The sequence below is a fragment of the Staphylococcus sp. FW104-15G4D genome (assembly GCF_058790135.1).
This window is the reverse complement of sequence record NZ_JBYTCH010000002.1, coordinates 14,638-41,014: the sequence shown is the minus strand read 5'-3', so window position 1 is coordinate 41,014 and position 26,377 is coordinate 14,638. Positions and strand designations below refer to the sequence as shown.

Annotated in this window: 26 protein-coding genes; 23 read left to right on the top strand and 3 right to left on the bottom strand. The window is 33.4% G+C overall.

All coding sequences use genetic code 11. From position 1 onward, the window contains the following. Window positions 1-151: 151 nt before the first annotated feature. The 6 genes from AC3WQX_RS06530 (at window position 152) to rpsI (ending at window position 4,530) form a co-directional block, all read left to right on the top strand. Window positions 152-961, top strand: a complete 810-nt coding sequence (locus tag AC3WQX_RS06530) for an energy-coupling factor transporter ATPase (RefSeq protein ID WP_023351309.1) — start codon at window positions 152-154, stop codon at window positions 959-961. Next, a complete protein-coding gene (locus AC3WQX_RS06525) occupies window positions 958-1,818 on the top strand; it encodes an energy-coupling factor transporter ATPase (protein WP_049428244.1) in 861 nt (286 codons plus the stop codon). Before AC3WQX_RS06530 ends, AC3WQX_RS06525 begins: the two co-directional genes overlap by 4 nt. Continuing rightward, entirely contained in the window at window positions 1,808-2,614 is an 807-nt protein-coding gene (locus AC3WQX_RS06520; RefSeq protein ID WP_049428239.1) for an energy-coupling factor transporter transmembrane component T family protein, read from the top strand. The genes AC3WQX_RS06525 and AC3WQX_RS06520 overlap by 11 nt, the downstream gene beginning before the upstream one ends. Before the next feature lie 3 nt (window positions 2,615-2,617). Continuing rightward, window positions 2,618-3,421 carry a tRNA pseudouridine(38-40) synthase TruA gene (gene truA, locus AC3WQX_RS06515; RefSeq protein ID WP_194251417.1) on the top strand — a complete coding sequence of 268 codons (804 nt, stop codon included), beginning with the start codon at window positions 2,618-2,620 and terminating at the stop codon, window positions 3,419-3,421. 259 nt (window positions 3,422-3,680) lie between these two features. Further along, entirely contained in the window at window positions 3,681-4,118 is a 438-nt protein-coding gene (rplM, locus tag AC3WQX_RS06510) for a 50S ribosomal protein L13 (RefSeq protein WP_002432528.1), read from the top strand. A 19-nt stretch (window positions 4,119-4,137) separates the two neighbouring features. Further along, the gene (gene rpsI / locus AC3WQX_RS06505; protein ID WP_002443706.1) at window positions 4,138-4,530 is read left to right on the top strand and encodes a 30S ribosomal protein S9; all 393 of its coding nucleotides are present in this window, start codon (window positions 4,138-4,140) and stop codon (window positions 4,528-4,530) included. 217 nt (window positions 4,531-4,747) lie between these two features. Here rpsI and AC3WQX_RS06500 read toward each other — a convergent pair whose 3' ends face one another. Then, window positions 4,748-5,479 carry an NAD-dependent protein deacylase gene (locus tag AC3WQX_RS06500; protein WP_023351310.1) on the bottom strand — a complete coding sequence of 244 codons (732 nt, stop codon included), beginning with the start codon at window positions 5,477-5,479 and terminating at the stop codon, window positions 4,748-4,750. 253 nt (window positions 5,480-5,732) lie between these two features. Here AC3WQX_RS06500 and AC3WQX_RS06495 point away from each other — a divergent pair, with 253 nt between their 5' ends. The 9 genes from AC3WQX_RS06495 (at window position 5,733) to AC3WQX_RS06455 (ending at window position 14,187) form a co-directional block, all read left to right on the top strand. Then, a complete protein-coding gene (locus AC3WQX_RS06495) occupies window positions 5,733-6,488 on the top strand; it encodes a DeoR/GlpR family DNA-binding transcription regulator (RefSeq protein WP_049428234.1) in 756 nt (251 codons plus the stop codon). A gap of 286 nt (window positions 6,489-6,774) precedes the next feature. After that, on the top strand, window positions 6,775-7,203 hold the full coding sequence (lacA, locus tag AC3WQX_RS06490) for a galactose-6-phosphate isomerase subunit LacA (RefSeq protein ID WP_002432864.1): 429 nt from the start codon (window positions 6,775-6,777) through the stop codon (window positions 7,201-7,203). Between the two features lie 14 nt (window positions 7,204-7,217). Next, window positions 7,218-7,733: a galactose-6-phosphate isomerase subunit LacB gene (gene lacB / locus AC3WQX_RS06485; RefSeq protein WP_002432294.1), complete on the top strand. Its 516-nt coding sequence runs from the start codon at window positions 7,218-7,220 to the stop codon at window positions 7,731-7,733. An 11-nt stretch (window positions 7,734-7,744) separates the two neighbouring features. Further along, window positions 7,745-8,677 carry a tagatose-6-phosphate kinase gene (locus AC3WQX_RS06480; protein WP_064212203.1) on the top strand — a complete coding sequence of 311 codons (933 nt, stop codon included), beginning with the start codon at window positions 7,745-7,747 and terminating at the stop codon, window positions 8,675-8,677. Window positions 8,678-8,680: 3 nt separating this feature from the next. After that, window positions 8,681-9,661, top strand: a complete 981-nt coding sequence (lacD, locus tag AC3WQX_RS06475; protein WP_492739956.1) for a tagatose-bisphosphate aldolase — start codon at window positions 8,681-8,683, stop codon at window positions 9,659-9,661. A 24-nt stretch (window positions 9,662-9,685) separates the two neighbouring features. Beyond that, window positions 9,686-10,000 carry a PTS lactose transporter subunit IIA gene (gene lacF / locus AC3WQX_RS06470; protein ID WP_002432608.1) on the top strand — a complete coding sequence of 105 codons (315 nt, stop codon included), beginning with the start codon at window positions 9,686-9,688 and terminating at the stop codon, window positions 9,998-10,000. A 5-nt stretch (window positions 10,001-10,005) separates the two neighbouring features. Continuing rightward, on the top strand, window positions 10,006-11,751 hold the full coding sequence (locus tag AC3WQX_RS06465; protein ID WP_492739954.1) for a lactose-specific PTS transporter subunit EIIC: 1,746 nt from the start codon (window positions 10,006-10,008) through the stop codon (window positions 11,749-11,751). A gap of 15 nt (window positions 11,752-11,766) precedes the next feature. Then, window positions 11,767-13,179 (top strand): 6-phospho-beta-galactosidase, encoded by a 1,413-nt coding sequence (lacG, locus tag AC3WQX_RS06460; RefSeq protein WP_492739953.1) that lies wholly within the window; start codon window positions 11,767-11,769, stop codon window positions 13,177-13,179. A gap of 141 nt (window positions 13,180-13,320) precedes the next feature. Further along, window positions 13,321-14,187: an alpha/beta hydrolase gene (locus tag AC3WQX_RS06455; protein WP_037579012.1), complete on the top strand. Its 867-nt coding sequence runs from the start codon at window positions 13,321-13,323 to the stop codon at window positions 14,185-14,187. 192 nt (window positions 14,188-14,379) lie between these two features. Here AC3WQX_RS06455 and AC3WQX_RS06450 read toward each other — a convergent pair whose 3' ends face one another. Continuing rightward, the gene (locus tag AC3WQX_RS06450) at window positions 14,380-15,600 is read right to left on the bottom strand and encodes an LLM class flavin-dependent oxidoreductase (protein WP_049428224.1); all 1,221 of its coding nucleotides are present in this window, start codon (window positions 15,598-15,600) and stop codon (window positions 14,380-14,382) included. A gap of 147 nt (window positions 15,601-15,747) precedes the next feature. Between AC3WQX_RS06450 and AC3WQX_RS06445 the strand changes: the two genes are divergently transcribed. From AC3WQX_RS06445 to AC3WQX_RS06420, 6 genes are all read left to right on the top strand, one after another. Beyond that, on the top strand, window positions 15,748-16,752 hold the full coding sequence (locus tag AC3WQX_RS06445; RefSeq protein ID WP_049428220.1) for an NADP-dependent oxidoreductase: 1,005 nt from the start codon (window positions 15,748-15,750) through the stop codon (window positions 16,750-16,752). 88 nt (window positions 16,753-16,840) lie between these two features. Next, window positions 16,841-17,854 (top strand): zinc-binding alcohol dehydrogenase family protein, encoded by a 1,014-nt coding sequence (locus AC3WQX_RS06440; RefSeq protein WP_049428216.1) that lies wholly within the window; start codon window positions 16,841-16,843, stop codon window positions 17,852-17,854. A gap of 198 nt (window positions 17,855-18,052) precedes the next feature. Continuing rightward, complete coding sequence (locus AC3WQX_RS06435) at window positions 18,053-19,627, top strand: BCCT family transporter (RefSeq protein ID WP_030058570.1); 1,575 nt, start codon at window positions 18,053-18,055, stop codon at window positions 19,625-19,627. Window positions 19,628-19,810: 183 nt separating this feature from the next. Then, entirely contained in the window at window positions 19,811-20,347 is a 537-nt protein-coding gene (gene amaP, locus AC3WQX_RS06430; protein WP_002432799.1) for an alkaline shock response membrane anchor protein AmaP, read from the top strand. Between the two features lie 12 nt (window positions 20,348-20,359). Next, a complete protein-coding gene (locus AC3WQX_RS06425) occupies window positions 20,360-20,599 on the top strand; it encodes a DUF2273 domain-containing protein (RefSeq protein ID WP_002432747.1) in 240 nt (79 codons plus the stop codon). Window positions 20,600-20,672: 73 nt separating this feature from the next. Further along, window positions 20,673-21,194: an Asp23/Gls24 family envelope stress response protein gene (locus AC3WQX_RS06420; RefSeq protein WP_492739950.1), complete on the top strand. Its 522-nt coding sequence runs from the start codon at window positions 20,673-20,675 to the stop codon at window positions 21,192-21,194. Between the two features lie 200 nt (window positions 21,195-21,394). On the opposite strand, the gene AC3WQX_RS06415 is transcribed toward AC3WQX_RS06420, so the two are convergent. After that, window positions 21,395-23,341, bottom strand: coding sequence for an IucA/IucC family protein (locus tag AC3WQX_RS06415; protein ID WP_070597536.1), 1,947 nt, complete (start codon window positions 23,339-23,341; stop codon window positions 21,395-21,397). A 104-nt stretch (window positions 23,342-23,445) separates the two neighbouring features. Between AC3WQX_RS06415 and AC3WQX_RS06410 the strand changes: the two genes are divergently transcribed. Next, window positions 23,446-24,627 (top strand): MFS transporter, encoded by a 1,182-nt coding sequence (locus AC3WQX_RS06410; RefSeq protein ID WP_049428203.1) that lies wholly within the window; start codon window positions 23,446-23,448, stop codon window positions 24,625-24,627. Next, window positions 24,617-26,374 (top strand): IucA/IucC family protein, encoded by a 1,758-nt coding sequence (locus tag AC3WQX_RS06405; RefSeq protein WP_492739949.1) that lies wholly within the window; start codon window positions 24,617-24,619, stop codon window positions 26,372-26,374. The genes AC3WQX_RS06410 and AC3WQX_RS06405 overlap by 11 nt, the downstream gene beginning before the upstream one ends. The last annotated feature ends 3 nt before the right edge of the window (window positions 26,375-26,377 follow it).

The following is a 26,377-nucleotide window of genomic DNA, read 5'->3' as shown; positions in this document are numbered from 1 at the left end:
CATTTTTAATGCTATATGTCCCAGCTTTTTATTTTTATCTAATACCTATTTAGTTCGATGTAAATAACTCATATGTGATATACAGATAAATTGAATTATTGTAAAATATTTAAAGTAATATTCAATATTCGAGTTTAAGGAGTTGTTTAATGTGAAAAGTCTTGATAATATCATTGAATTTAATAATGTATCATTTCAGTATCAAAGTGATGCGGCTTTTACATTAAATAACGTTAGTTTTACAATTCCTTCTGGAAAATGGACTTCAATTGTTGGACACAATGGGTCAGGTAAATCAACTATTGCTAAATTAATAGTCGGAATTGAGAAAGCTAATGAAGGACATATACTATTTAAAAATAAAAAAATTGATATTAATAGTATTCAAGAAGTTAGAAATCACATAGGTATTGTATTTCAAAATCCTGATAATCAATTTGTTGGTTCTACAGTAAAGTTTGATGTGGCATTTGGCCTTGAAAATCATGCCGTACCTCATGATGAGATGCAAAAGATTGTCGATCGTTCCTTATCGGAAGTAGATATGTTAGATAAAGCTGATTATGAACCACATTCGCTCTCAGGAGGGCAGAAGCAACGCGTTGCTATAGCTGGAGTTCTAGCACTAAACCCGTCTGTTATAATTTTAGATGAGGCGACGACAATGCTTGATCCTAATGCAAAGGCATCACTTTTAAAACTCGTTCATGAAGTTAAAGAGGATAATGACGTTACGATAATTTCAATCACGCATGATTTAGATGAAGTTATTGAAGCAGATAATGTTATCGTGATGAATAATGGAACGGTATTCAAACAGGGGTCCCCTCAAGAAATATTTAAATATACAGATGAACTTACTGCTATAGGTTTGGATTTACCTTTCTCTATGAAAATAAATCAACGATTAGGTTTCGATTCGTCATTTGTTACTTACGAAGGGTTGGTCAAAAAGTTATGACTATACAGATGAATAATGTCAGCTACACTTATCAAAAAGGAACGCCATATGAGTATAATGCAATAGAAGATGTCAATTTAACATTTGAACAAGGTAATTATTACGCTATAGTCGGTCAAACAGGTAGTGGCAAATCTACTTTAATTCAGCATATTAATGCACTTTTAAAACCAACAAAAGGGTCTATTACATTTGATGAAATAGAAATATCTCATAAAACTAAAGATAAATACTTAAGACCTATTCGTAAAAAGGTAGGAATGGTCTTCCAATTTCCTGAATCTCAATTATTTGAAGATAGTGTAGAAAAAGAAATAGAGTTTGGCCCTAAAAATTTTAAATTGGACTTAGAAAAGGTAAAGGAAAAGTCTTATCAATTATTATTAGATTTAGGTTTTTCTAGAGATATTATGTCTCTTTCTCCTTTTCAAATGTCTGGCGGGCAAATGAGAAAAATAGCAATCGTATCTATATTATCTATGAATCCTGAAGTTATTATTTTAGATGAGCCGACAGCAGGTTTAGATCCACAAAGTAAAAAACAAATCATGTCTTTAATTAAACGCATACAAATAGAAGAAAACAAGACAATCATTCTTGTTTCACATGACATGAATGATGTCGCACGTTATGCTGACGAGGTCATAGTCCTAAATAAAGGGCGAGTGGTAGAAACTAAAGAGCCGAGAGCGTTATTTAGGTCTACAAGCCAAATAGAAGATTGGCATATTACTTTGCCCAACATAGTAAAATTACAAAAAGACTTTGAATATAAGTATAATACTACTTTACCTAAATTAGCGTTAAACGAAGAAGAATTTGCGAGTTTATATAGGGAGTGGCAGAATGAAAAATAAATTAATCATTGGACGTTATCTCCCAAATCATTCGACTGTACATCATCTCGATCCTAGAGCAAAACTTATCTTTGTTTTTGTGTTTATAGTCTATATTTTCTTTTGCCATTCGTTTGGAACTTACGCATGGATATTTTTACTGATAATTGTTTTTATGAAATTGGCTAAAATACCATTCGGATTTTTAATGAAAGGTCTCACGCCTATATTTTTCTTTTTAATATTTACTTTTTTAATGCATATTTTCTTTACCAATGGGGGTAAGATACTTTTTCATTGGGGAATCCTTACAATAGAGTCCGATGGTGTTCTTGAAGGTATCTATATCTCTCTAAGACTTATATTTATTGTTATGATTGCGACAATAATGACATTATCTACTAGCCCTATAGATTTGACTGATGCATTTGAAAGATTATTATCACCTCTAAAGCTAGTTAAGGTGCCAGTGCATCAATTAAGCATGATGATGTCCATTGCATTAAGATTTATTCCTACGTTAATGGATGAATTAGAAAAAATTATCTTAGCTCAGAAATCAAGAGGTTCCGAAATAAGTTCAGGTAGCATAGTAACTAGAATAAAAGCATTCATCCCTTTAATGATTCCATTATTTATTTCTGCTTTCCAAAGAGCCGAAGAATTAGCAATAGCGATGGAAGTTAGAGGATATGATATGAATGTTAAACGTACGAGTTATAGGTTATTACATTGGCGTCTAAGAGATACATTTGCTTTATTAACATTAATACCAATTGCAATTATCCTATTTATTATTAAATTCTCAGGAGTGTAGACATTGCGAATTTTAGTAGAAATAGCATACCAGGGTAATCAATTTTTAGGATTTCAAATCCAACAACAAGGAAGAACTGTACAGCAACAATTTGAAAAGATTTTAAAACGTATGCATAAACGGCATGTACGAATTCATCCTACCAGTCGTACAGATAGAGGGGTGCATGCGTATCAACAATTTTTCCATTTTGATACTGAGTTAAATATAGATAATCAACAATGGCAATATGCGATGAATCGTTTTTTACCTGATGATATTTACGTCAAAAACGTTCAAACAGTAGAAGAAAACTTTCATTGTAGATATGATTGTGTCGGCAAGAGATATCGCTATAAAGTTTATCAAGGTGAACATCGTAATCCCTTTAAAAGTGGTCTCGAAACATTTATAAATAGTGATATAGATTTATCAAAAATGAATGAAGCTGCGCATCATTTTATTGGTACACATGACTTTACGGGGTTTTGTTCTCAGAAAACGGAAGTGGAAAGTAAAGTAAGAACGTTATACCAAAGTGAAGTGGTTCAAACTGAGACAGGTTTTGATTATGTGGTTACTGGTTCTGGATTTCTTTATAACATGGTTCGTGTTCTTGTAGCATTTTTAATAGAGGTGGGAAAAGGGAAGCGACAACCCGACGAAGTTCCGCAACTACTTGAAGAAAAAAATAGAAACAATGTGCCTTTTACTGCTCCGGCAGAAGGACTTTACTTAGAAAAGATTTATTTGTCGCCAGAATCACTAACAGAAGAGTTTGGAAATGATATTAAAATACATCTTAAAAAATCATTGGAAAATGACTGAATGTCATTGACAAAAGCATTGTGAAATTATAAGATTATTAACGGTATTGTTTTATATCACCCCACGATAAGCCCCGGAAACTTATTGTGTTACTAGATATATAAGCAAAGTAGAACTACAGTTAATAAAATAAATGAAATCTTACGCTTTTAAATCGTAACAAATATTAAAATTGTGCGTTTTTTGGTCATAGGTTCGAATGTGATCGATTGACAAAACAATTAAGAATGAAGCATTTATTTTTAGGAGGACAATTATTATGCGTCAAACATTTATGGCAAATGAATCAAACATTGAGCGCAAATGGTATGTTATTGATGCTGAAGGCCAAACATTAGGTCGTTTATCATCTGAAGTAGCTGCTATCTTACGCGGTAAAAATAAAGTAACTTATACACCACACGTTGATACTGGTGACTATGTAATCATCATCAACGCTTCAAAAATCGAATTCACTGGTAATAAAGAACAAGATAAAATGTACCACCGTCATTCAAATCACCCAGGTGGTTTAAAATCAATCACAGCAGGTGAATTAAGAAGAACAAACCCAGAACGTTTATTAGAAACTTCTATCAAAGGTATGTTACCAAGTTCACGCTTAGGTGAAAAACAAGGTAAAAAATTATTTGTATATGGTGGCGCTGAACATCCACACGCTGCACAACAACCAGAAAACTACGAGTTACGTGGTTAATTAGAAGGAGGAAATTACATTGGCACAAGTTGAATATAAAGGTACAGGCCGTCGTAAAAACTCAGTAGCACGTGTACGTTTAGTACCAGGTGAAGGTAACATTACAGTTAATAACCGTGACGTACGTGACTACTTACCATTCGAATCATTAATCTTAGACTTAAATCAACCATTCGATGTTACTGAAACTAAAGGTAACTATGACGTTTTAGTAAACGTTCACGGTGGTGGTTTCACTGGACAAGCTCAAGCTATCCGTCACGGAATCGCTCGTGCTTTATTAGAAGCTGACCCTGAATACAGAGGTTCTTTAAAACGCGCTGGATTACTTACTCGTGACCCACGTATGAAAGAACGTAAAAAACCAGGTCTTAAAAAAGCTCGTCGTTCTCCTCAATTCTCAAAACGTTAATTTTGGCGAACGCGCAAAAACACTTCCCATTATATGGGAAGTGTTTTTTTATTTTCAATTATCATTAGTTATAGAAATAAGTAATTAGAATCCGAGTGTTGTCGTTTATAACTTTTTATTTTATATATTCATTTTTAAGCGAGCTTTTCTATATTTTTAGTTACTAATTATTAAATTAAAAAGGTAGCATGATTGTTTCACGCTACTTGTATACGGTCTATTTTTTCATGATCTTTTCGACGACTTCTGTCATATCATCATGTATGACTAAGTCAGCACTTTGATCATATGGCGTGCGATCCCTATTGATTATTATTAAATTGTCACCTTTAAATTCTGAAACAAAGCCGGCTGCTGGTTGTACTACGAGTGAAGACCCTAGAACAACTAGCGTGTCAGCTTTTTGTAATTTTTCTAAAGCTCTAAATACTGTGTTTTGATTTAACATTTCTCCGTATAATACAATATCTGGTCTTATAATCTGCCCACATTTTTCACAATATCTTATGTGATTTTCCATCACTTGAGATTTTGAGTATTCATTGTAGCATTTGATACAGTAAAAGCGATTTAAAGTGCCGTGCAACTCATCGACATGACGACTTCCTGCATCTGAATGCAAGCCATCAATATTTTGAGTAATAACACCTAAAGATTTGTGTTCACGTTCTAAAGCAGCAATCCACTGATGTACAATATTTGGCTTTTTATCAGCTATTAATAATCTTTTATGATAAAAATCAATAAAACTCTCTTTATCATCATTTAAATGATCTACGCTTAGTAAATACTCAGGAGATTGACCATCCTTTGATATCTCATCAAATAGACCTCCCATCGAGCGGAAATCTGGAATACCACTTGCTACTGAAACACCCGCGCCTGTAAAAAACACAATGTTATTGGATCTTTCTAAAATACTTTTTAATAGTTGAATTTCCTTTTCCATTGAATCACCTCAGTTTTTGATTTATTTATAATTAATGGAAATCTGTAATTCTTATCTCAAATAACAGCAGGGATATTATTATAGATTCCATGTTATGATTTTTTAGTAGCAACAACTTCACATAAAATATTACTTTATCATTTTAAAGTATTTAAAGTATGTTATAAAATTATATTAAGACATAAGAAAAGTAATTTAAAGTTTAAACAAATTAAGATTGTAAATGATGTAATCGTAGGAAGTGGATATAGATATGAATAAATATGATAGACTCGACGAAATTACAAAACTCATCAACAAAAGAGGAACGGTTAGAACAAATGAAATTGTAGAAGGTCTTAATGTATCAGATATGACTGTTCGACGTGATTTAGCAGAGTTAGAAGAGAAAGGCGTTCTCACTAAGATACATGGTGGAGCTCGTCGTAATTCTGCATTTCAATATAAAGAAATGTCTCACCAAGAAAAACATACGCACTACATTGAGGAGAAACGCTATATCGCCAAAAAAGCAGTAGAGCTTATAGAAAATGGTGACACAATATTCTTAGGGCCAGGTACTACTGTGCAAAAATTGGCAGAAGAAATTCACCACCATTCACTTACTGTTATCACCAATTGTTTACCAGTTTTTAAAATTCTCATGAATAAACAGAGCTTACATTTTAGAGTGTATCTGCTAGGTGGAGAAATGAGAGATTTAACTGAAGCTTTCGTAGGAGAAATGACGAATCAATTATTGAATAACTTGAGATTTAGTAAGATGTTTTTTAGTAGTAATGGAGTTAAAGATGGTGTAGCGATGACATCTTCAATAGATGAAGCTTACACCCAACAACTTGCTTTAAAACATTCAATAGAGAAATATTTACTTATTGATTCTTCAAAAATTGGAAAAGATGATTTTTCATCTTTCTGTGAATTAAAAGAATTAAATGCGGTATTAATGGATAATAATAATTCGGAAAAGACAGAACAAGTTGAAAAATATGTTGAGGTCATTGACTAAAATATAGAATTTAATATCTATTAATTAATTATCCTTTATAGAGCGGTAAATGAATTCATTCTTTGAGAATGAGATTTCATTTCCGCTCTTTTTTGTTGATTTACAAAGCCAGTATAAACACTAAGTTCACTAAATGTTTGAAAACAAACATTAAATAAACAAAGTTCAAACAATATATGTTGAATTATTGTTGTATAGTGTTTATAATTTAAACATAGGTAATTGAAAGCGCTTTTCTTAATTGATATGTGTTTGCTTTCAAAATCATTTTAAAAGGAGACTTAAAATGACAATTATTATTGGTTCTGATGTAGATGGTAAACGTCTTAAAGATTTAATTAAAGTTTATTTGAAAGAGAACGATTTCGAAGTATTAGATGTAACAGAGGGTAAAGATTTAGATTTTGTAGATTCAACAGTATCTGTTGCACGTGAAGTTCAAAAGTCTGACGACAATTTGGGTATTGCCATCGACGCTTATGGTGCAGGTAGTTTTATAGTTGCTACAAAAATTAAAGGGATGATTGCAGCTGAAGTTTCAGACGAACGTTCAGCATATATGACTAGAGGTCATAATAATTCAAAAATGATTACTCTAGGTTCAGAAATTGTTGGGGACACATTAGCTAAGAATGTAGTTAAAGGTTTCGTTAATGGACACTACGATGGTGGGCGTCACCAAATTCGCGTAGATATGCTCAATAAAATGTGCTAATAGGAGGAGAATAAATGAAAATTGCTTTAGGTTGTGACCATATTGTCACTGATACAAAAATGGAAGTATCTCAGTTTTTAAAGTCAAAAGGACACGAAGTTATTGATGTTGGAACATATGACTTCACACGTACGCATTATCCTATTTTCGGTAAAAAAGTAGGAGAAGAAGTTGTAAACGGTAATGCTGACTTAGGTGTATGTATTTGCGGTACTGGTGTTGGTATTAATAATGCGGTTAACAAAGTTGCTGGCGTTCGTTCTGCACTTGTACGTGATATGACTTCAGCTTTATATGCGAAAGAGGAATTAAATGCAAATGTTATTGGTTTTGGTGGTAAAATCATCGGCGAACTTTTAATGTGCGACATTATTGAAGCATTTATCAATGCTGAGTATAAACCAACAGAAGAAAATAAAAAATTAATTGCAAAAATTAATCATCTTGAAAGTCATAATGCTAAACAAGAAGATCCACATTTCTTTGATGAATTTTTAGAAAAGTGGGATAAAGGCGAATATCACGATTAAGGAAGTACAACATGATTTTAACTTTAACATTAAATCCTTCGGTAGATATCTCTTATCCATTGGATGAATTACATATTGATACAGTTAATAGAGTTCAAAACGTTAGTAAGACAGCTGGTGGAAAGGGACTCAATGTAACTAGGGTGTTATCACAACTCAATGAACAAGTTGTTGCCACTGGCTTTTTGGGTGGTAAAATAGGCGATTTTATAGCAGAAAAGTTGAATCACAATCAAGTGAAACATTCATTTTTCAAAATTAAAGGTGAAACTAGGAATTGTATTGCTATATTGCATAATGGCAACCAAACAGAGATTTTGGAGCAAGGACCAACAATAACTGTGGATGAATCAACCGGGTTTTTGAAGCATTTAAAAGATCTAATACCAAAAGCTAAATCGGTTGTTATTTCTGGGAGCTTACCAAAAGGTGTAGATTCAAATTATTATTCAAAAATTATTGATATATGTAATGAAAATGATAAACCAGTCGTGCTGGATTGTGCTGGAGAAACATTAAAGGAAGCGTTACAAAATAATCACAAACCGACAGTGATAAAGCCAAATATTGAAGAATTATCACAATTGATTTCTACAGAACTTAATGAATCAACTGAAGAGCTGAAAAAAGCTTTAAATCATCAATTATTTAAAGGTATTGAGTGGATTATTGTTTCTTTAGGTGCGAATGGTGCGTTTGCTAAACATAATAATCAATTTTATAAAGTAAACATTCCTTCGATTAAAGTACTTAATCCAGTGGGTTCTGGAGATTCAACAGTTGCAGGAATAGCTTCAGCAATTGTTCATCATGAAAGTGATGAGAATCTACTTAAGAAGTCGAACACTTTAGGAATGTTAAATGCTCAAGAGGCACAAACAGGTTATGTAAATATGTCTAATTATTCTCAGCTCTTTGACCAAATTGAAATTATAGAGGTGTAAAACATGGTAAAAACAACTCAAAAAACGGCATCAATTGAACATCTAAGTAATGATAAAGGTGTCATCTCAGCTTTAGCTTTTGACCAACGTGGTGCGTTAAAACGTATGATGGCAAAACATCAAACAGATGAACCTACAATTGAGCAAATTGAACAATTAAAAGTTTTAGTATCAGAAGAGTTAACGCAATACGCGTCATCTATTCTTTTGGACCCTGAATATGGTTTACCTGCATCAGAAGCTCGTAATAAAGAGTGTGGTTTATTACTTGCCTATGAAAAAACAGGATATGACGTTAACGCAAAAGGTCGATTACCTGACTGTTTAGTAGAATGGTCAGCTAAACGACTTAAAGAGCAAGGTGCAAATGCCGTTAAATTCTTGCTTTATTATGACGTCGACGATGCAGAAGAAATTAATATTCAGAAGAAAGCTTACATTGAACGAATTGGATCTGAATGTGTAGCTGAAGATATTCCATTTTTCTTAGAAGTTCTCACTTATGACGATAATATTCCAGATAATAGTAGTCTAGAATTTGCGAAAGTGAAACCAAGAAAAGTAAATGAAGCGATGAAACTATTCTCAGAAGATCGCTTTAATGTTGATGTCTTAAAAGTAGAAGTACCAGTAAATATGAAATATGTTGAAGGATTCACTGATGGAGAAGTAGCTTATTCTAAAGAAGAAGCAGCACAATATTTTAAAGACCAAGACGCTTCAACAAAATTACCATATATTTACTTAAGTGCAAGCGTTTCTGCTGAACTTTTCCAAGAGACTTTAAAATTTGCACATGACGCAGGAGCTCAATTCAATGGAGTACTTTGTGGTAAAGCTACTTGGGCAGGCGCAGTTCAAGTATATATCGAAAAAGGTGAAGAAGCGGCTAGACAATGGCTTCGTACTACAGGATTCAAAAACATTGACGAGTTGAATAAAGTTTTAGAAACGACTGCAACATCATGGAAAGAGAGAGTTTAATTCTCGAAAGGGGACAGACACATCATGAATAGAGAAGAAGTACAATTATTAGGTTTTGAAATTGTTGCTTACGCTGGAGATGCACGGTCTAAGTTTTTAGAGGCATTAACAGCCGCACAAGAGGGAGAGTATGATAAAGCCGAATCTTTAATAGAAGAGGGTAATCAGTGCATTGCTGATGCACATCGTGCTCAAACTAGTTTATTACAAAAAGAAGCTCAAGGAGACGACATTGCTTATAGTGTAACGATGATGCATGGTCAAGATCATTTAATGACTACTATTTTATTAAAAGATCTAATGAAGCATTTAATCGAATTATATAAAAGAAAGAGTTGACCTTTATGAATAAGTTAATAGCATGGATAGAAAAAGGAAAGCCGTTCTTTGAAAAAATATCTCGTAATATTTATTTAAGAGCGATTCGTGATGGATTTATTGCAGCAATTCCTATTATCTTGTTCTCAAGTATATTTATTTTAGTCACTTATGTACCGAATGTATTTGGATTTACTTGGAGTAAAACAATGGAAGGTATATTAATGAAACCCTATAACTTTACGATGGGAATTGTTGGTTTCATTGTAGCAGGGACAACAGCCAAATCACTGACTGATTCATTTAATCGACGATTGGAAAGCACGAATCAAATTAACTTTATTTCAACAATGATGGCTGCAATGTGTGGTTTCTTGTTCTTAGCAGCCGATCCTGTAAAAGATGGAGGGTTTTTAAGTGCTTTCATGGGAACAAAAGGCTTATTAACAGCCTTCTTATCAGCGTTTATAACTGTTAATGTTTATAGTTTCTTTATCAAACATAATATTACAATAAAAATGCCTAAAGAAGTGCCACCTAATATATCACAAGTTTTCAAAGATATATTCCCATTATCAGCAGTAATCATTATTCTTTATGCGTTAGATTTAATTGCTAGAGCCTTTATTCATACCAATGTAGCTAACGCAGTATTAAAAATCTTTGAACCATTATTTACAGCAGCTGATGGTTGGGTCGGAGTGACAATTATCTTTGGTGCATTCGCTTTCTTCTGGTTTGTAGGTATTCATGGACCATCAATCGTTGAACCAGCCATTGCAGCAATTACTTACGCTAACCTTGAAGCGAACTTACATTTAATTCAAGCAGGCGAACATGCTGATAAAGTCATTACACCTGGTACTCAAATGTTTGTTGTAACTATGGGAGGTACTGGTGCAACATTAGTCGTACCTTTCATGTTTATGTGGCTAACTAAGTCTAAACGTAATAAAGCAATTGGACGTGCCTCAGTAGTTCCTACTTTCTTTGGTGTAAATGAACCTATCTTGTTTGGTGCGCCTTTAGTATTAAACCCAGTGTTCTTTATTCCATTTATTTTAGCGCCAATTGTCAATGTATGGATATTTAAATTTTTTGTTGATGTTCTGAATATGAATAGTTTTAGTATCTTCTTATCTTGGACTACTCCAGGTCCTCTAGGTATCGTGATGGGTACTGGTTTTGCGTTTTGGTCATTTGTATTAGCCATTGTCTTAATCGTAGTAGATGTCATTATTTATTATCCATTCGTTAAGGTTTATGATGAGCAGATTTTGGAAGAAGAGTTAGGTAATAAAGAAGTTAATAATGAATTAAAAGAAAAAGTTTCAGCTAACTTTGATACTAAAAAAGCTGATGCTATTTTAGCAACTGCCGGAGCGAATGAAGCTTCGCAAAGTCATGATTCACAACCAGAAGTGAATCAAGATCATTCTGACAGCAATATTACTGAACAAACAAATGTCTTAGTATTATGCGCAGGAGGAGGTACAAGTGGTTTATTAGCTAATGCTTTGAATAAAGCAGCAGATGAATACGGTGTACCTGTTACAGCAGCGGCTGGTGGTTATGGTGCACATATGGATATTATGAAAGAATATCAATTAATTATATTAGCACCACAAGTAGCCTCAAATTATGAAGATATTAAACAAGACACTGACAAATTAGGTATAAAATTAGCTAAAACACAAGGCGCTGAATACATTAAGTTAACTAGAGATGGTCAAGCAGCACTCGAATTTGTAAAACAACAATTTAAAAATTAGATAGGAGTTTTATTCATGACTAAGAAATTACCTGAAGATTTTATTTTTGGTGGAGCAACAGCAGCTTATCAAGCAGAAGGAGCAACTCAAACTGATGGTAAGGGGCGTGTCGCTTGGGATACATATCTTGAGGAAAATTATTGGTATACAGCAGAACCAGCAAGTGATTTCTATAATAAATATCCAATCGATTTAGAATTAAGTGAGAAATTCGGAGTTAACGGTATAAGAATTTCAATTGCATGGTCAAGAATTTTTCCTAAAGGCTATGGAGAAGTAAACCCTAAAGGGGTAGAGTACTATCATAAGCTATTTAAAGAATGTCATAAACGTCATGTTGAACCATTCGTTACTTTACACCATTTTGATACACCAGAAGTACTTCATAAAGATGGAGATTTTTTAAATCGTAAAACCATTGATTATTTCGTAGATTATGCAGAATTTTGCTTTAAAGAATTCCCAGAAGTTAATTTCTGGACTACTTTCAATGAGATAGGGCCAATCGGTGATGGTCAATATTTAGTAGGTAAATTCCCTCCAGGTATTAAATATGACTTTGAAAAGGTTTTTCAATCTCACCATAACATGATGGTTGCACATGCTCGAGCTGTAAAGTTATTTAAAGATGGGCAATATTCAGGTGAAATAGGGGTAGTTCATGCCTTACCTACAAAATATCCATTTGATTCTTCTAATCCTGAAGATGTTAAAGCAGCAGAACTAGAGGACATTATCCATAATAAATTTATTTTAGATGTCACATACTTAGGTAAGTATTCTCGTGAAACAATGGAAGGTGTTCAACATATCTTATCTGTTAATGGTGGTAAATTGAATATCCCTGACGAAGATTATAAAATTTTAGATGCTGCTAAAGATTTAAATGACTTCTTAGGTATCAATTATTACATGAGTGATTGGATGAGAGGTTATGAAGGTGAATCTGAGATTACGCACAATGCGACTGGAGATAAAGGTGGTTCTAAATACCAACTTAAAGGTGTCGGTCAAAGAGAATTTGATGTAGATGTACCTAGAACAGATTGGGATTGGATGATTTATCCTCAAGGATTATACGATCAAATTATGAGGGTTGTGAAAGATTATCCAAATTATCATAAAATCTATGTTACTGAAAATGGTTTAGGATACAAAGATGAATTTGATGAAAAAGAGAAAACTGTACATGACGATGCCCGTATTGATTATGTTAAGAAACATTTAAACGTGATTGCTGATGCAATTGCAGATGGTGCTAATGTGAAAGGATACTTCTTATGGTCATTGATGGACGTATTCTCATGGTCAAATGGTTATGAAAAACGTTACGGTCTTTTCTACGTCGATTTTGATACACATGAAAGATATCCTAAGAAAAGTGCTTATTGGTACAAAGAATTAGCTAAAACAAAAGAAATCAAATAATTTCCTTTTAAAAATTTATCATTTAAATACAGCTTGTATGTTCCAAAGACTCATTACATTAGATGTAGTGAGTCTTTAAATATGAGCAAATACCTCTCTAATCGTATATAATATATAAAATAAACAAAATGAGGTAAGATGATGAAATCAAAATCTTCTGCGATGGTCTTTATACTTATTATTATTGTTACTTTGATATTATTTACTGTACTTTGTAGCCGTCAATCGGGCAAACATATTCCGTCTTCAGTTACTCAACATCAACATAAACTTGTGGCCACTCTATTTATGCATGGATATGGAGGAAGCGAAAAATCAGAAAGTTTCATGGTTAATCAAGCAGTTAAAAAGGGCGTTACAAAGGATGTGATGATAGCAAAAGTATCTCGCAATGGTAATGTGACTTTTATTGGTTCTATAGATAAAAATGTAAAAAATCCAATTATAAAAATCGAATTTGAAAATAATCGCAATGGTGATTTTAATGAAAATGCACGATGGATTAAAAATGTCTTGTCTCAATTGAAATCCCAATATAATATCAATAAATTTAATTTTGTAGCACACTCAATGGGGAATATGTCATTTGCTTATTATATGAATAACTATGGAAATGATAAATATTTGCCACACCTTCAAAAAGAAGTAAATATTGCAGGTACTTATAATGGCGTACTAAATCTTAATGAAAAGATAAATGAAATAAACTTAGATCGAAATGGTAAGCCAAATAAAATGAACGATGATTTCAAAAAGTTATTATCTTTAAAAGAAGTTTATAAAGATAAAAACATTGATGTACTCAATATTTATGGAGATATTCAAGATGGCACACATTCTGATGGTCGTGTATCAAATAGTTCATCAAAATCTTTGAAATATTTACTAGGAAATAGTCCAAAATCTTACACGGAAAATAAATTTACCGGTAAAACAGCTCAACATAGCCAATTACACGAAAATAAAAATATAGCAAACGACATCATTCAATTTCTATGGAGCAAATAATTCATATAGTTGAAGCGCACTCATGCATTTGGCTCCTCACAATTTTAATGCATCAGTGCGCCTCTCTATTAAAACCATATCTTCTTAAACACCATCATGTTGAATCAACAGCCCACACTCCATACAGTTATCTAGTCCCACTCTATTCAACGAATAAAATGATTCAATATTGTGCCTAATAATGCAAACACACTAAATATCTAATTCTCGTGCCAATAATTCAATTAACTCAAAACGCGCATCTTCTCCATAAACATTTGGCAATATCATTAACTCATCTACTCCAAACAAACTTTTAATATCCTTTAACTGACGTGATACTTCGCGAGGCGAGCCATAAATAATTCTACGCTTATTCTGTTCAAGTTTCTCTTTCTCGCGCTCGCTATAAACTCGATTCTTAGCGGTTTCAATAGATGGGTAAAACTGAGGTTGATCTAAATAATTAATACGTAACAACCAAAGTTGTAATGCGCTTAAAAGCTCTTCAACTTCAACCTCATTATCACCCGTTACTACAAATGTAGCTAATATCACATACGGTTTCACACCACCAGAAAGTTCTTTAAAAGCTTCATGCACATGGCCTCTAGAATCTTCCTCAGAAGCTTCATGCACATGGTCTCTAGATTCTTCTTCAAAAGCCTCATGCACATGTTCGCCAGAATAATCCTTAACACCTCTATGTGAATCCCCAGCAAAATCTTCCTCTGAACTTCCATGAGATGTCCTACCAAAAGCACGATTATCGCCATCGCCAGACGATTTCCAATATCTACCATGCCAACGTGCAAACTCATTTTTGTAGACATTTATAACTTCTTCAATAGCACTTGACGATTGTCCCATTTTAGCAATAACAAATGGCAAACCGCGTCTGCCAGCTAACTTTGCACTTCGTTCACTCATACCTAAAATATACATTTCAGGCTTGGTCGGGATTAACGGGGTAGCTAATAACGTCTTGAAGCGGTGCGCTTTATCAATGTCATCATTCAAGTATTTATTCAAATCATCTAACTGTGTATCAAAATCTAGTTTTCTTTCTTTATTCTCATTTAATGCAGCGTTCACGTTGTTGAAACTTGGAGAGCGTCCTATCGCCATATCTACACGATGAGGATGGCGTGCTTCCATCATCTTAAATTGTTCAGCTACTTTATACGGGCTGTAGTGTGGCAACATGACACCACCACTTCCAATCTTGATATTACTCGTCTGTTCCAATAATGTCATCATGACCATTTCAGGGGCGCTTGATGCCACAGAACGAACTTGATGATGCTCAGCCACCCAATATCTCACATAACCTAATTGTTCAGCTCGTTGTGCTAACTCTACACTATGCTGAAATGCTTCGTGTGCACTTCTACCTTCAAATATCGGTACATAATCTAATATGCTTAATTTCATTTTAGGAAAATTAAACCTCCCATACGTCATGATTCAACCAATTTCTCAATGCTTGCTCTTATTATACAAGTGATTTTCTATGATTGCGATGACCTTGTTCGAGGTATGATATTTACAGAATTAATATTCAAAAAAGGGTGATATCATATGAAAAATGAACAAATCGTATTTAACAAAGTTCCAGATGGAATGCCACAAGATGATACATTCAAATATGAAGAAACTGATGTACAAGAACCTAAAAATAATGAAGTTCAATTAGAAACATTATATATTTCAGTGGATCCATATATGAGAGGCCGTATGACGAATGCAGATTCCTATGTCCAGCCTTTTAAAAAAGGAGAGCCATTCAATGGACATATCGTAGCTAAAGTTATTCAATCAAATGCTAAAGATTATAATGAAGGTGACATTGTCGTGGGCATGCTTCCGTGGAAGAAAATAAACACTGTATCAACAGAGCATATCGATAAAGTACCTTCAACAGATGTGCCACTTGACTTATATTTAAGCGTCCTAGGAATGCCAGGGCAAACTGCTTATCATGGCCTTTTAGACATTGGACAGCCTAAAGAAGGTGAAACCGTAGTTGTTTCAGCAGCTTCAGGTGCAGTAGGTTCAGTTGTCGGCCAAATTGCTAAAATTAAAGGATGTAGAGTTGTAGGTATCGCAGGAGGAGATAAGAAAGTAAATTATCTTACTAAAGAATTAGATTTTGATGCAGGTGTAGATTATAAGAAAGATGATTTCGCCCAAACATTAGCAGATGCTGTTCCAGATGGCATCGATGTCTATTATGAAAATGTAGGCGGTGAAATAGGTGATGAAGTATTTAAACACCTAAACACACATGCACGTATTCCTGTTTGCGGTGCCATTTCTTCTTATAACCATCCTGAAGAAGATATTGGTCCACGTATTCAAGGGACACTCATCAAGAAACAAGCGATGATGAGAGGTTTCTTAGTTGCCGAATTCGCTGATGACTTTAAAAATGCAAGCGAACAACTCGCTAAATGGGTACAAGAGGGTAAGATTAAGACTCAAGTATCTGTAGAAGAGGGTTTCGATAAAGTACCTCAAGCATTTAGAAATTTACTCACTGGTGATAATTTTGGTAAACAAGTAATTAAAGTCTCTGACGTTTAGTATCTTCATCTTCAAAAAAACTGTTTAAATGAGTGAATTGAATTAAATGCTATAATTAATTTAATAAAATCAACATAGAGGTGGAATCATGAAAGCAATAGGATTTAATGCACCGTTCAATCTAGAAGATGGTAATCAATTTCAAGAAATTGAATTTAATATTCCAAATCCAACTAGGAATCAGTTATTAATAAAGGTTCAAAGTATAAGTGTCAATCCGGTTGATACGAAACAACGCATCTTACCAGTTAACCATGCACCACGTATATTAGGATTTGATGCGGCAGGTATTGTCGAACAAGTTGGAGAAGATGTCACAATGTTTGAGCCAGGAGACTATGTGTTTTATTCAGGTTCTCCAAATCAGCATGGCTCTAATGAAGAATATCAGTTAATTGAGGAAGAATTAGTAGCGAAAGCACCATCTAATCTTAAGCCTGAACAAGCGGCAAGTTTACCTCTCACTGGTCTCACAGCATCTGAAACATTATTTGATGTGTTTCAAATATCTCATGACCCTGAAAAGAACAAAGGTAAATCTCTTCTTATCATTAACGGGGCCGGTGGGGTAGGTAGTATTGCTACACAAATTGCTAAAGCACATGGCTTAAAGGTTATTACCACTGCATCTCGTGAGGAAACGATTGAATGGACGAAGTCTATGGGTGCTGATATTGTAATCAATCATAAAGAAGATTTAAAGACACAACTTGAGCATCACGATATTAATGAAGTAGATTACATTTTCTGCACATTTGATACAGATTTATATTATGAGAAAATGATTGAACTTATTAAACCATTAGGTCATATCGCAACGATTGTTGCATTTAAAGAAAAGCAAGACTTAAATCTACTCAAACCTAAGAGTGTTAACTTTACTCATGAATTTATGTTCGCCAGACCAGTCAATCGCACGAATGACATGATTAAACATCATGAGTATTTGAAAGATATTTCTGAAAGGGTTGAACAAGGGCAATATCACCATACAACTACGAAGGTGATTAATGGTTTAACCACCGAGACACTTTACCAAGCTCATCAAATTTTAGAGTCAAATACGATGATAGGTAAATTAGTTATTAATGTGGAAAAATAATTATCGACATATTTCCTAGAAAGAATAGCAGTAAGATGATTTCAATTATGAATCATCTTACTGCTAATTTTATATTCAATCTTGTCGCCATCATAACTATACAATTAAAAAGTTATATATTTTAAAAATACAAAGTATAAATGATTGATAATACTTGGGATGGGTAATAAACATAGGAAAGAGGTGATTGTTTTATTTATGAAATCAACAAATACAAGTAAAATCAGCATTGTATTTTGGGTAGCATTAGCAATTTGTACAGCATTTGTTATTTATGGTGCGATTCTACCTAAACAACTTGAACAAGTTACGCAAACTGTAACTTCATTTATAGCAGTTCATTTTTCATGGTATTATCTTCTACTTGTCCTACTCATACTTATAGTAAGTGTTTATTTATTATTCTCTAGATATGCATCAATTACATTAGGTAAAGAAGGAGAAGATCCTGAATTCTCACTTCCTTCATGGTTTGCTATGTTATTTAGTGCAGGTATGGGTATCGGATTAGTATTCTGGACCACTGCGGAGCCTATAAGTCACGCGTTTACTTTAACTCCAATACATAAAGCTGGAACGCAGTCAGCCATTAATGACGCCATGCAATTTTCTTTCTTCCATTGGGGTATACATGCCTGGGCAGTTTACGGCATTGTAGCGCTCGTCTTTGCGTATTTTAGTTTCCATAAGGGATATCCCGGTCTTGTAAGTGCAACATTAACGCCCATTTTCGGTGAAAAAGCTATGCGAGGTCCGATAGGTGGTGCGATAGATGTATTAGCAGTCATAGCGACTGTAACAGGTGTTGCAGCAACATTAGGATTTGGAGCATTACAAATTAATGAAGGCCTTAACTTCTTGTTTAAAGTGCCAAATAACTTTGGAACACAAGTTATCCTTATTATCGTTGCTACTATATTATTTACTTGGTCAGCATGGTCAGGTATTGATAAAGGTATTAAAACTTTAAGTAACATCAATATGGGGTTAGCATTTCTAGTTTTAGTCGGATTATTCATTGTTGGACCGACACTTTATATTTTGAACACATTTACGAATGGTTTAGGGAATTACATAGCCAATTTCTTTAAAATGAGTTTGAGAATTCCATCAGGTGGAGAGAAATTTAAATGGTTACAACAATGGACAATTTTCTATTGGGCATGGTGGATTTCATGGGCGCCATTTGTTGGAATCTTTATCGCACGTGTCTCAAGAGGTAGAACAATCAAAGAATTTATTTTAGGCGTACTATTTGTTCCAGCACTAGTATGTTTCTTATTCTTTGCAGTCTTCGGTGCTTCAGCAATTTATTTACAAGATCATCATATAGCTAATATTGCTAAAGCAGCTACAGAGACAGCTACATTTGCAACGTTAGAACAATATCCGCTTGGATTTATATTAAGTATTATTACTCTAGTAGTGATTATGATTTTCTTTGTGACTTCAGCCGACTCCGCTACTTATGTACTGGGTATGTTAAGTGCTCGTGGAGATATAAATCCTGCTTCATTTGTAAAGGTAAGCTGGGGTATTATCATGGCACTATTTGCAATAATTATGATTTACACTGGTGGCACACAAGCAATACAAAACTTACTTATCATAGCTGCATTACCATTTTCACTCGTAATCATAGTTATGATTTGGTCGCTCTTTAAGTCGCTTAGTGATGAAAAGCCACGTCCTAGCAATAAGGTATTAGTTAAGGATAAGAATTCTGACATTCTAGAATACCGTAGTTCTAAAAACGAAAAAAATTTAACATAATAATAAAAATATACGTTTTTCATCTAATTAGAATGGGAATAATGTATTATAAGTAGTGCTTCTTTAAATATTTTTAAAAATAGAATAAAAAATTGTTTTATTTATGTTTCAAAAAAATATTTATAGGGTACTCATTTAAAATGTAAACAAATTCAACAATGACATAAGGAGGTGCCGTGCGAGGTGAAAAGACTAAAAAATTTCATCCTCGGCCTTTTAATAGTCGCAATTGTTGGGTTCCTATTGTTTATGTACATAAAGGATAGTCGTATTAAAAGCTATCAAGACTACTTCCTTCATTTCAATTGGTTCCAACCACTATTAATTGGACTTGCGGGATTACTAATATTGATTGGACTCATATTAGTATTAAGCATATTCAAACCTACGTATCGTAAACCTGGACTTTATAAAACTTTTGATGATGGTCATATTTATGTATCAAGAAAAGCAGTTGAAAAATCTGCGTACGATACATTAACTAAATATGATCAAGTAAGACAACCTAATGTAGTAAGTAAGCTTTATAGTAAGAAAAAGAAATCATTTATCGACATTAAAGCAGATTTCTTCGTACCAAATGATGTTCAAGTGAAATCATTAACTGAAAGTATTCGCTCTGACATTAAGAAAAATGTTGAACATTTCACAGAAATTCCAGTACGAAAATTAGAAGTTAATGTTCGTGACCAGAAAACGTCTGGTCCACGTGTGTTGTAAGGGAGGGATATCATGGCTGAAAATAATAATCAAAACGGACAAGACTCTACACAACAATTAATCAATATATTTAAAGCATTTAAGTGGCGTATTATTGGATTTTTAGCATTTTTACTTATAGCTATATTATTCCTAACTCTTGGATTTTGGAAAACAATTTTAATCATTGTCTTGTGTTTAATTGGAATTGGTATCGGGTATATTAAAGACCGTACGCAAGACTTTATGAATTTCCTCAATAGATGGAGCTAGTCCAGTTCTAAAGGAATTAATTAAATCTAATTATTAATAATAACTAAATTTTGAAAGTAAAGGAGAATTTACTATGGCAGTAGATAATAACAAAGCAAAACAAGCATACGATAACCAAACTGGTGTAAATGAAAAAGAAAGACAAGAACAACAAAAAGAAGTTCAAGAAAATCAACAACCACAATTCGAAAACAAATTAACTTTCTCTGATGAAGTAGTTGAAAAAATTGCTGGTATTGCTGCTCGTGAAGTTAAAGGTATCTTAGATATGAAAGGCGGATTCACTGACAACTTCACTAATGCATTCTCAAGTGGTAATAACGTGACTACTGGCGTGTCAGTTGAAGTTGGCGAAAAACAAGCTGCTATCGACTTAAAAGTTATTTTAGAATATGGTGAATCAGCACCAAAAATCTTCCGTAAAGTAACTGACTTAGTTAAAGAACAAGTGAAATACATCACTGGCTTAGAAGTTGTTGAAGTGAACATGCAAGTTGACGATGTAATGACTAAAAAAGAATGGCAACAAAAAAATGAAAAAGACAACAAAGACAACAAAGACAACAACCACAGTGATAGACAAGGTTTACAATAATTCATAATTGCAATTTGATAAATCATTTAAGTTGAAACTTATATGATATTAGCCTATAAATGGAAAGTGTTCTCACACCATTTATAGGCTTTTTGTTTATTAATAATTAATTTTCCTCAAAAAATAAGCAGTCTGCGTAAAAGATGACTTTCTTAAACATAGACTGCTTATTATAAGCTACAATTACATTAATATTTTAATTAGTGAAGTGGATTGTTTACTTTAATATACGTATATTCATGTGCTTGATCTTCTAATCGCATAGTCGTCACGCATTTATAATCAATTGTTGGGGCAAAGATAACTTCTTCGATTTTACTACGACGACCTTCAGATAATTCTGTGATATTACTTAAAATATCCTTTAATATGAGTGCCATATCCTTCCAGATTTCATTTTCAAGTGAAGAAGAATGAGATGACTTAGCTATTGTAAGCACAAGCTCTCCTAAGTGATTCTGAACTGTAGAATAAAATGCTTTATTAAAAACGGAAGTCTTAGAATTTGTTAAAATTCTAGATTTCTCATGAAAATGGTTCGTCTCATAACCCGATTGATTTAAGCGCTCAGTATCAATACGTAAACCTTCGAAATCTCTAATATATAGTTTATTAAGTGAACCGTCTTCGTTAAAGGTTGCAACAGAATTCTGTAGGTGTGCCTCTAAAGCAATACCATATTTAGAATATAAAGGAATGACTAAACCTAGTAACGCTTTACTATATTCATTCATCCAAGTTTTAGCTGCTTCTTCAAATGACTGAAATCCCTTAGAAACTTGATATGTTTGAATTAATGTTTGAATAGGCGTTTCAGAGTTGTAAGGATACGTTGCAACTAAACTTGATGGAATGACAGGTACCACATCATTCGTTATAGAATGATAGAAATTATTTCTAAATAACGTACCTAGTTGTTCACTACGATCCGTTTGTATCTCATCACTATCATTAGAATTATAAAAATGAATTCCTGCCACTTCATCAATTACAGTAGAAGCATACTGTTTAAATGTTGAATCTTTAGTCAAGATATCGTTTAAGATGTGTGTAACTAAAGGTCCATTATGAGTTGTTTGTTCTGAAAGTGTACGAATTTCGCCAGTAATATGTACATTTGTTGATAATTTAATATGTGGCGCTTTATTAGGTAATTCAGGAACCAACGTTCTAAATGATAAACCAGCATAATATGGGATAGAATATTCACTCACAATCATAAGTCGTTGATCAAGTTCTTCCATGTAATCTTGATGTAGGACATGGTCGTATTGCCATGGATGCATAATCATCAATTGATAGTCGTCTAAATTGACTTGTCCGCTAAATTCTTTTTCTAAGTGTGAGTATATATCAGGAAACATATGTTTCATCGTATCATTGTAATTTGCATCTAAAGCTTGAATACGAGCCACTGAATGATGCAATAATACAATTTTTAATTCGATGGGCTGAGTAAATTCAGAAGAGTATCTAAATGTTTCAAACGCATCCATACCTTTACGCAGTTTTGCTCCCGGATGAAGAGGGTGGCCTTCTACTACGGCTTGCTCAGACCTTAGATAACTATCTTGATGATTTTTAATAATATCGTATAGAGGTGCTCGATCATCCTTCATTTTAAAATATTGATAGCTCAGCGCAAATGTCATATTGGCTGCACTGTTCGTTTGGTCATCTCTGAATTGTTGGCTCGCTTCATTGTCCAACTCTGGTGATTCAGTAAGAATCCAGTCTAATATGTCATTAGGATGTAAAATACGCTTAAATTCATCTTGATATTGTTCACGTTTATAATAAAAGGGGCCTTCAACATCTATACGATTAAATGCATGCTGACCAGTTACTGGTGCGTATAAGTATAGCTTTGATTTAGGAAAATGAATTTCTAAAATGTCAGTTACATGAGTGTCATAACCAGCAAATTTACGTCTATTAAGTAACTGACTATGATCATTACCATGAACTAAATTCTCTCTATGTATAGAAGTAACTAAACGCTTTGTTACTTTATCTCGACCAGTTAATAATTTATCTTGGAAAATAGATGCCCATTGTTCATCATATTGTTGTAAAAACTGAAAAACATTTTGCTCATCTTGGGTCATCTCAATGTCTTGTTTGTTAATAAATTGATTGAAATTCATAATTCACCTCTAAAAAAATATTTTACAAAAATAAATAAGATTTGTATAATCCATATTAATGATAATGATAATTATTATCAATAAAAAAGACAGGTGGAAATTAAATGGCAAAATTTTTCTTTTCCAGTTCTTTTCTTCTGTTTTTGGGGAATTGGATTGGGCAAATAGGATTAAACTGGTTTGTACTTACTACATATCATAACGCAGTTTATCTGGGATTAGTTAATTTTTGCCGACTCGTACCAATTTTATTGCTAAGTGTATGGGCAGGCTCAATTGCTGATAAATATGATAAAGGAAATTTACTTAGAATAACGATTTCCTCTTCATTTATAGTCACTGCGGTATTATGTGTTTTGACATTTACTATTGATTCTATCCCAATCGCTGTAATACTCATTTATGCATCGTTAAGAGGTATTCTAAGTGCAGTAGAAACACCAGTAAGACAAGCGGTGTTACCTGATTTATCAGATAAAATTTCTACAACACAGGCAGTATCGTTTCATTCGTTTATCATTAACATCTGTCGTTCGATAGGTCCCGCAATCGCTGGAGTCATTCTAGCAGCTTATCATGCGCCTTCAACTTTCTTAGCACAAGCGATATGTTATTTAGTTGCTGTACTTTTTAGTCTGCCTCTTCACTTTGAAGTTGTTTCAAATCAACTCGAAAATAAAGAATTCTCATTAAAGATAGTTATGAATTATTTCAAACGTAATCTAGAGGGGAGTAAGATATTTGTTACTTCTCTATTAATCATGGCTACAGGATTCTCTTATACAACAGTATTACCCGTACTTACGAATCATATTTTTCCAGGAAAATCAGAAGTATTTGGTATAGCGATGACCTTCTGTGCTATTGGTGGTATCGTAGCAACAATTATTTTACCTACCATTTTAAATCATCTAAGCGCAGTTAAAATGTATTATTTAAGTTCTTTGCTATTTGGGTTAGCTTTACTAGGCGTCGTTATACATAATTTGGTTATTATGTTCATTTGTATCACTTTAATTGGACTATTTAGCCAATGGGCAAGAACAACGAATAGAGTTTATTTTCAACATAGTGTTAAAGACTATGAGAGAGGGAAGGTATTAAGTATTATTATGATGGACCGTGGTATGATACCTCTCGGTAGTTTAGTTATGAGTTTCTTTGCAGATGTATTCGGAATACTGACGACATTCATGATCATGGGTATAACTACCGTAGCCATTTCAGTAATATTTTACCTAATACAGCGTATGACGAAGTTGGAGGAAAGTAATAATGGAGCGTAATGAATGGCTGTTAGCAGATAAAAATATACAATACCGTATCATGAACGCAATAATTAAGGAACGTATTTCACCAGAGGGCATGAAAATAACGAAAGATGATAGTGTGGTGGAAATTCAGTACCAAGGCAAAAGATTAACTGTTCAAGTAAAACGTAAAAGTGCTATGGAAAGATATGTGTTTAAAGGCGATATTATGTATGGTTGTGGTCAAAAGTCACAACCTATTGAAAGCTTAGAAGATCTGCTCGAAACATTAACACAGGATTTTAATATTGAAATTTCAGAACGTTTGAATGAAGAATTGATTCATAGTAGAGACAGTTTTATTGAAACATATAAACATTTTAACAACAGACAATCACTCATACATCAAAGTATGAAATTTTCAAGATTGCCTGAATCATTAAACTTTATATCCTGGCTACAACATTTACAAGATAGTGGCATTATAGATGATTTAAGTTATTCGGAGAGTTTGATAGTTGAAGGACATCCTACCCATCCTTTAACTAAAACAAAACTTCCGTTAAATAAAAGCGAGTTGAAAGCGTATGCTTCAGAGTTTGAAAAGGTTATTCCTCTAAAAATTATGCTTATTGAAAAGAATCACATTGTCACTACGTCAATGGAAGACGATGACCAATATATTTTAAATCGTGTCATTCCGGAATATCGTCATCAACTCAATTCATTTTTGGAGCCTTTAAATTTAAATATAGAGGATTATAGAGTCATGATTGTTCATCCTTGGCAATACGATCACACTATAGGCGGAAAATTTAGTCAGTGGATTGCTAGTAAAATACTAATACCAACACCATTCACAGTAGAATCTAAAGCAACGTTATCATTTAGAACGATGGATTTAATTCATAAACCTTATCACGTTAAACTTCCTGTGAATGTTCAAGCAACTAGTGCAGTAAGAACTGTTTCTACGGTTACTACGGTAGATGGACCTAAATTAAGTTATGCATTACAAGGACTTCTTGATCAATATCCAGGACTCCAAGTGGCGATGGAACCCTTTGGTGCATATGCCGACGTGGATTCTGATTTGGCAAGACAACTTGCATGCATTATTCGTCAGAAACCCGTTATCTTTGAAAATGGCTCAACAGTGGTCACAGCAAGTTTAGTTAATCCTAATCCAATTGATCGTAAAGCGATTGTAGATAGCTATTTAGAATGGCTTGAAACTGAAATAACAATTGACCACATTAAACATTTTATTGCAACTTACACACAAACATTAGTCCAACCACTCATTGCATACATTCAAGATTATGGAATTGCATTAGAAGCACATATGCAAAATACGATTGTCAATCTAGGTCCTAACTATCAAATGAAATTCTTAGTACGTGATTTAGGTGGTTCACGTATAGATTTAGATACTTTACAACAGAAGGTAACAAATATTGAAGTAACGAATGAAAGTTTATTAGCTCAATCCATTGAGGAAGTTATTGCGAAGTTTCAACATGCTGTTGTACAAAATCAATTAGCAGAGTTGATTCATCACTTTAATCAATATGAAGATGTTAAAGAAAAAGAGTTATTTGATATCGTTCGTGAAGAGATTGATCTAGCGATTGATGATGATAAATCCCATGCCGACATTTTGAGGAAAGTATTATTTGGTCCGACAATAACAGTTAAAGCGTTATTAAGTATGAGGATGGAAAATAAAGTTAAAAAATATTTAAACACTGAATTAGAAAATCCTATTAAAAAAGAGGTGTAGTAC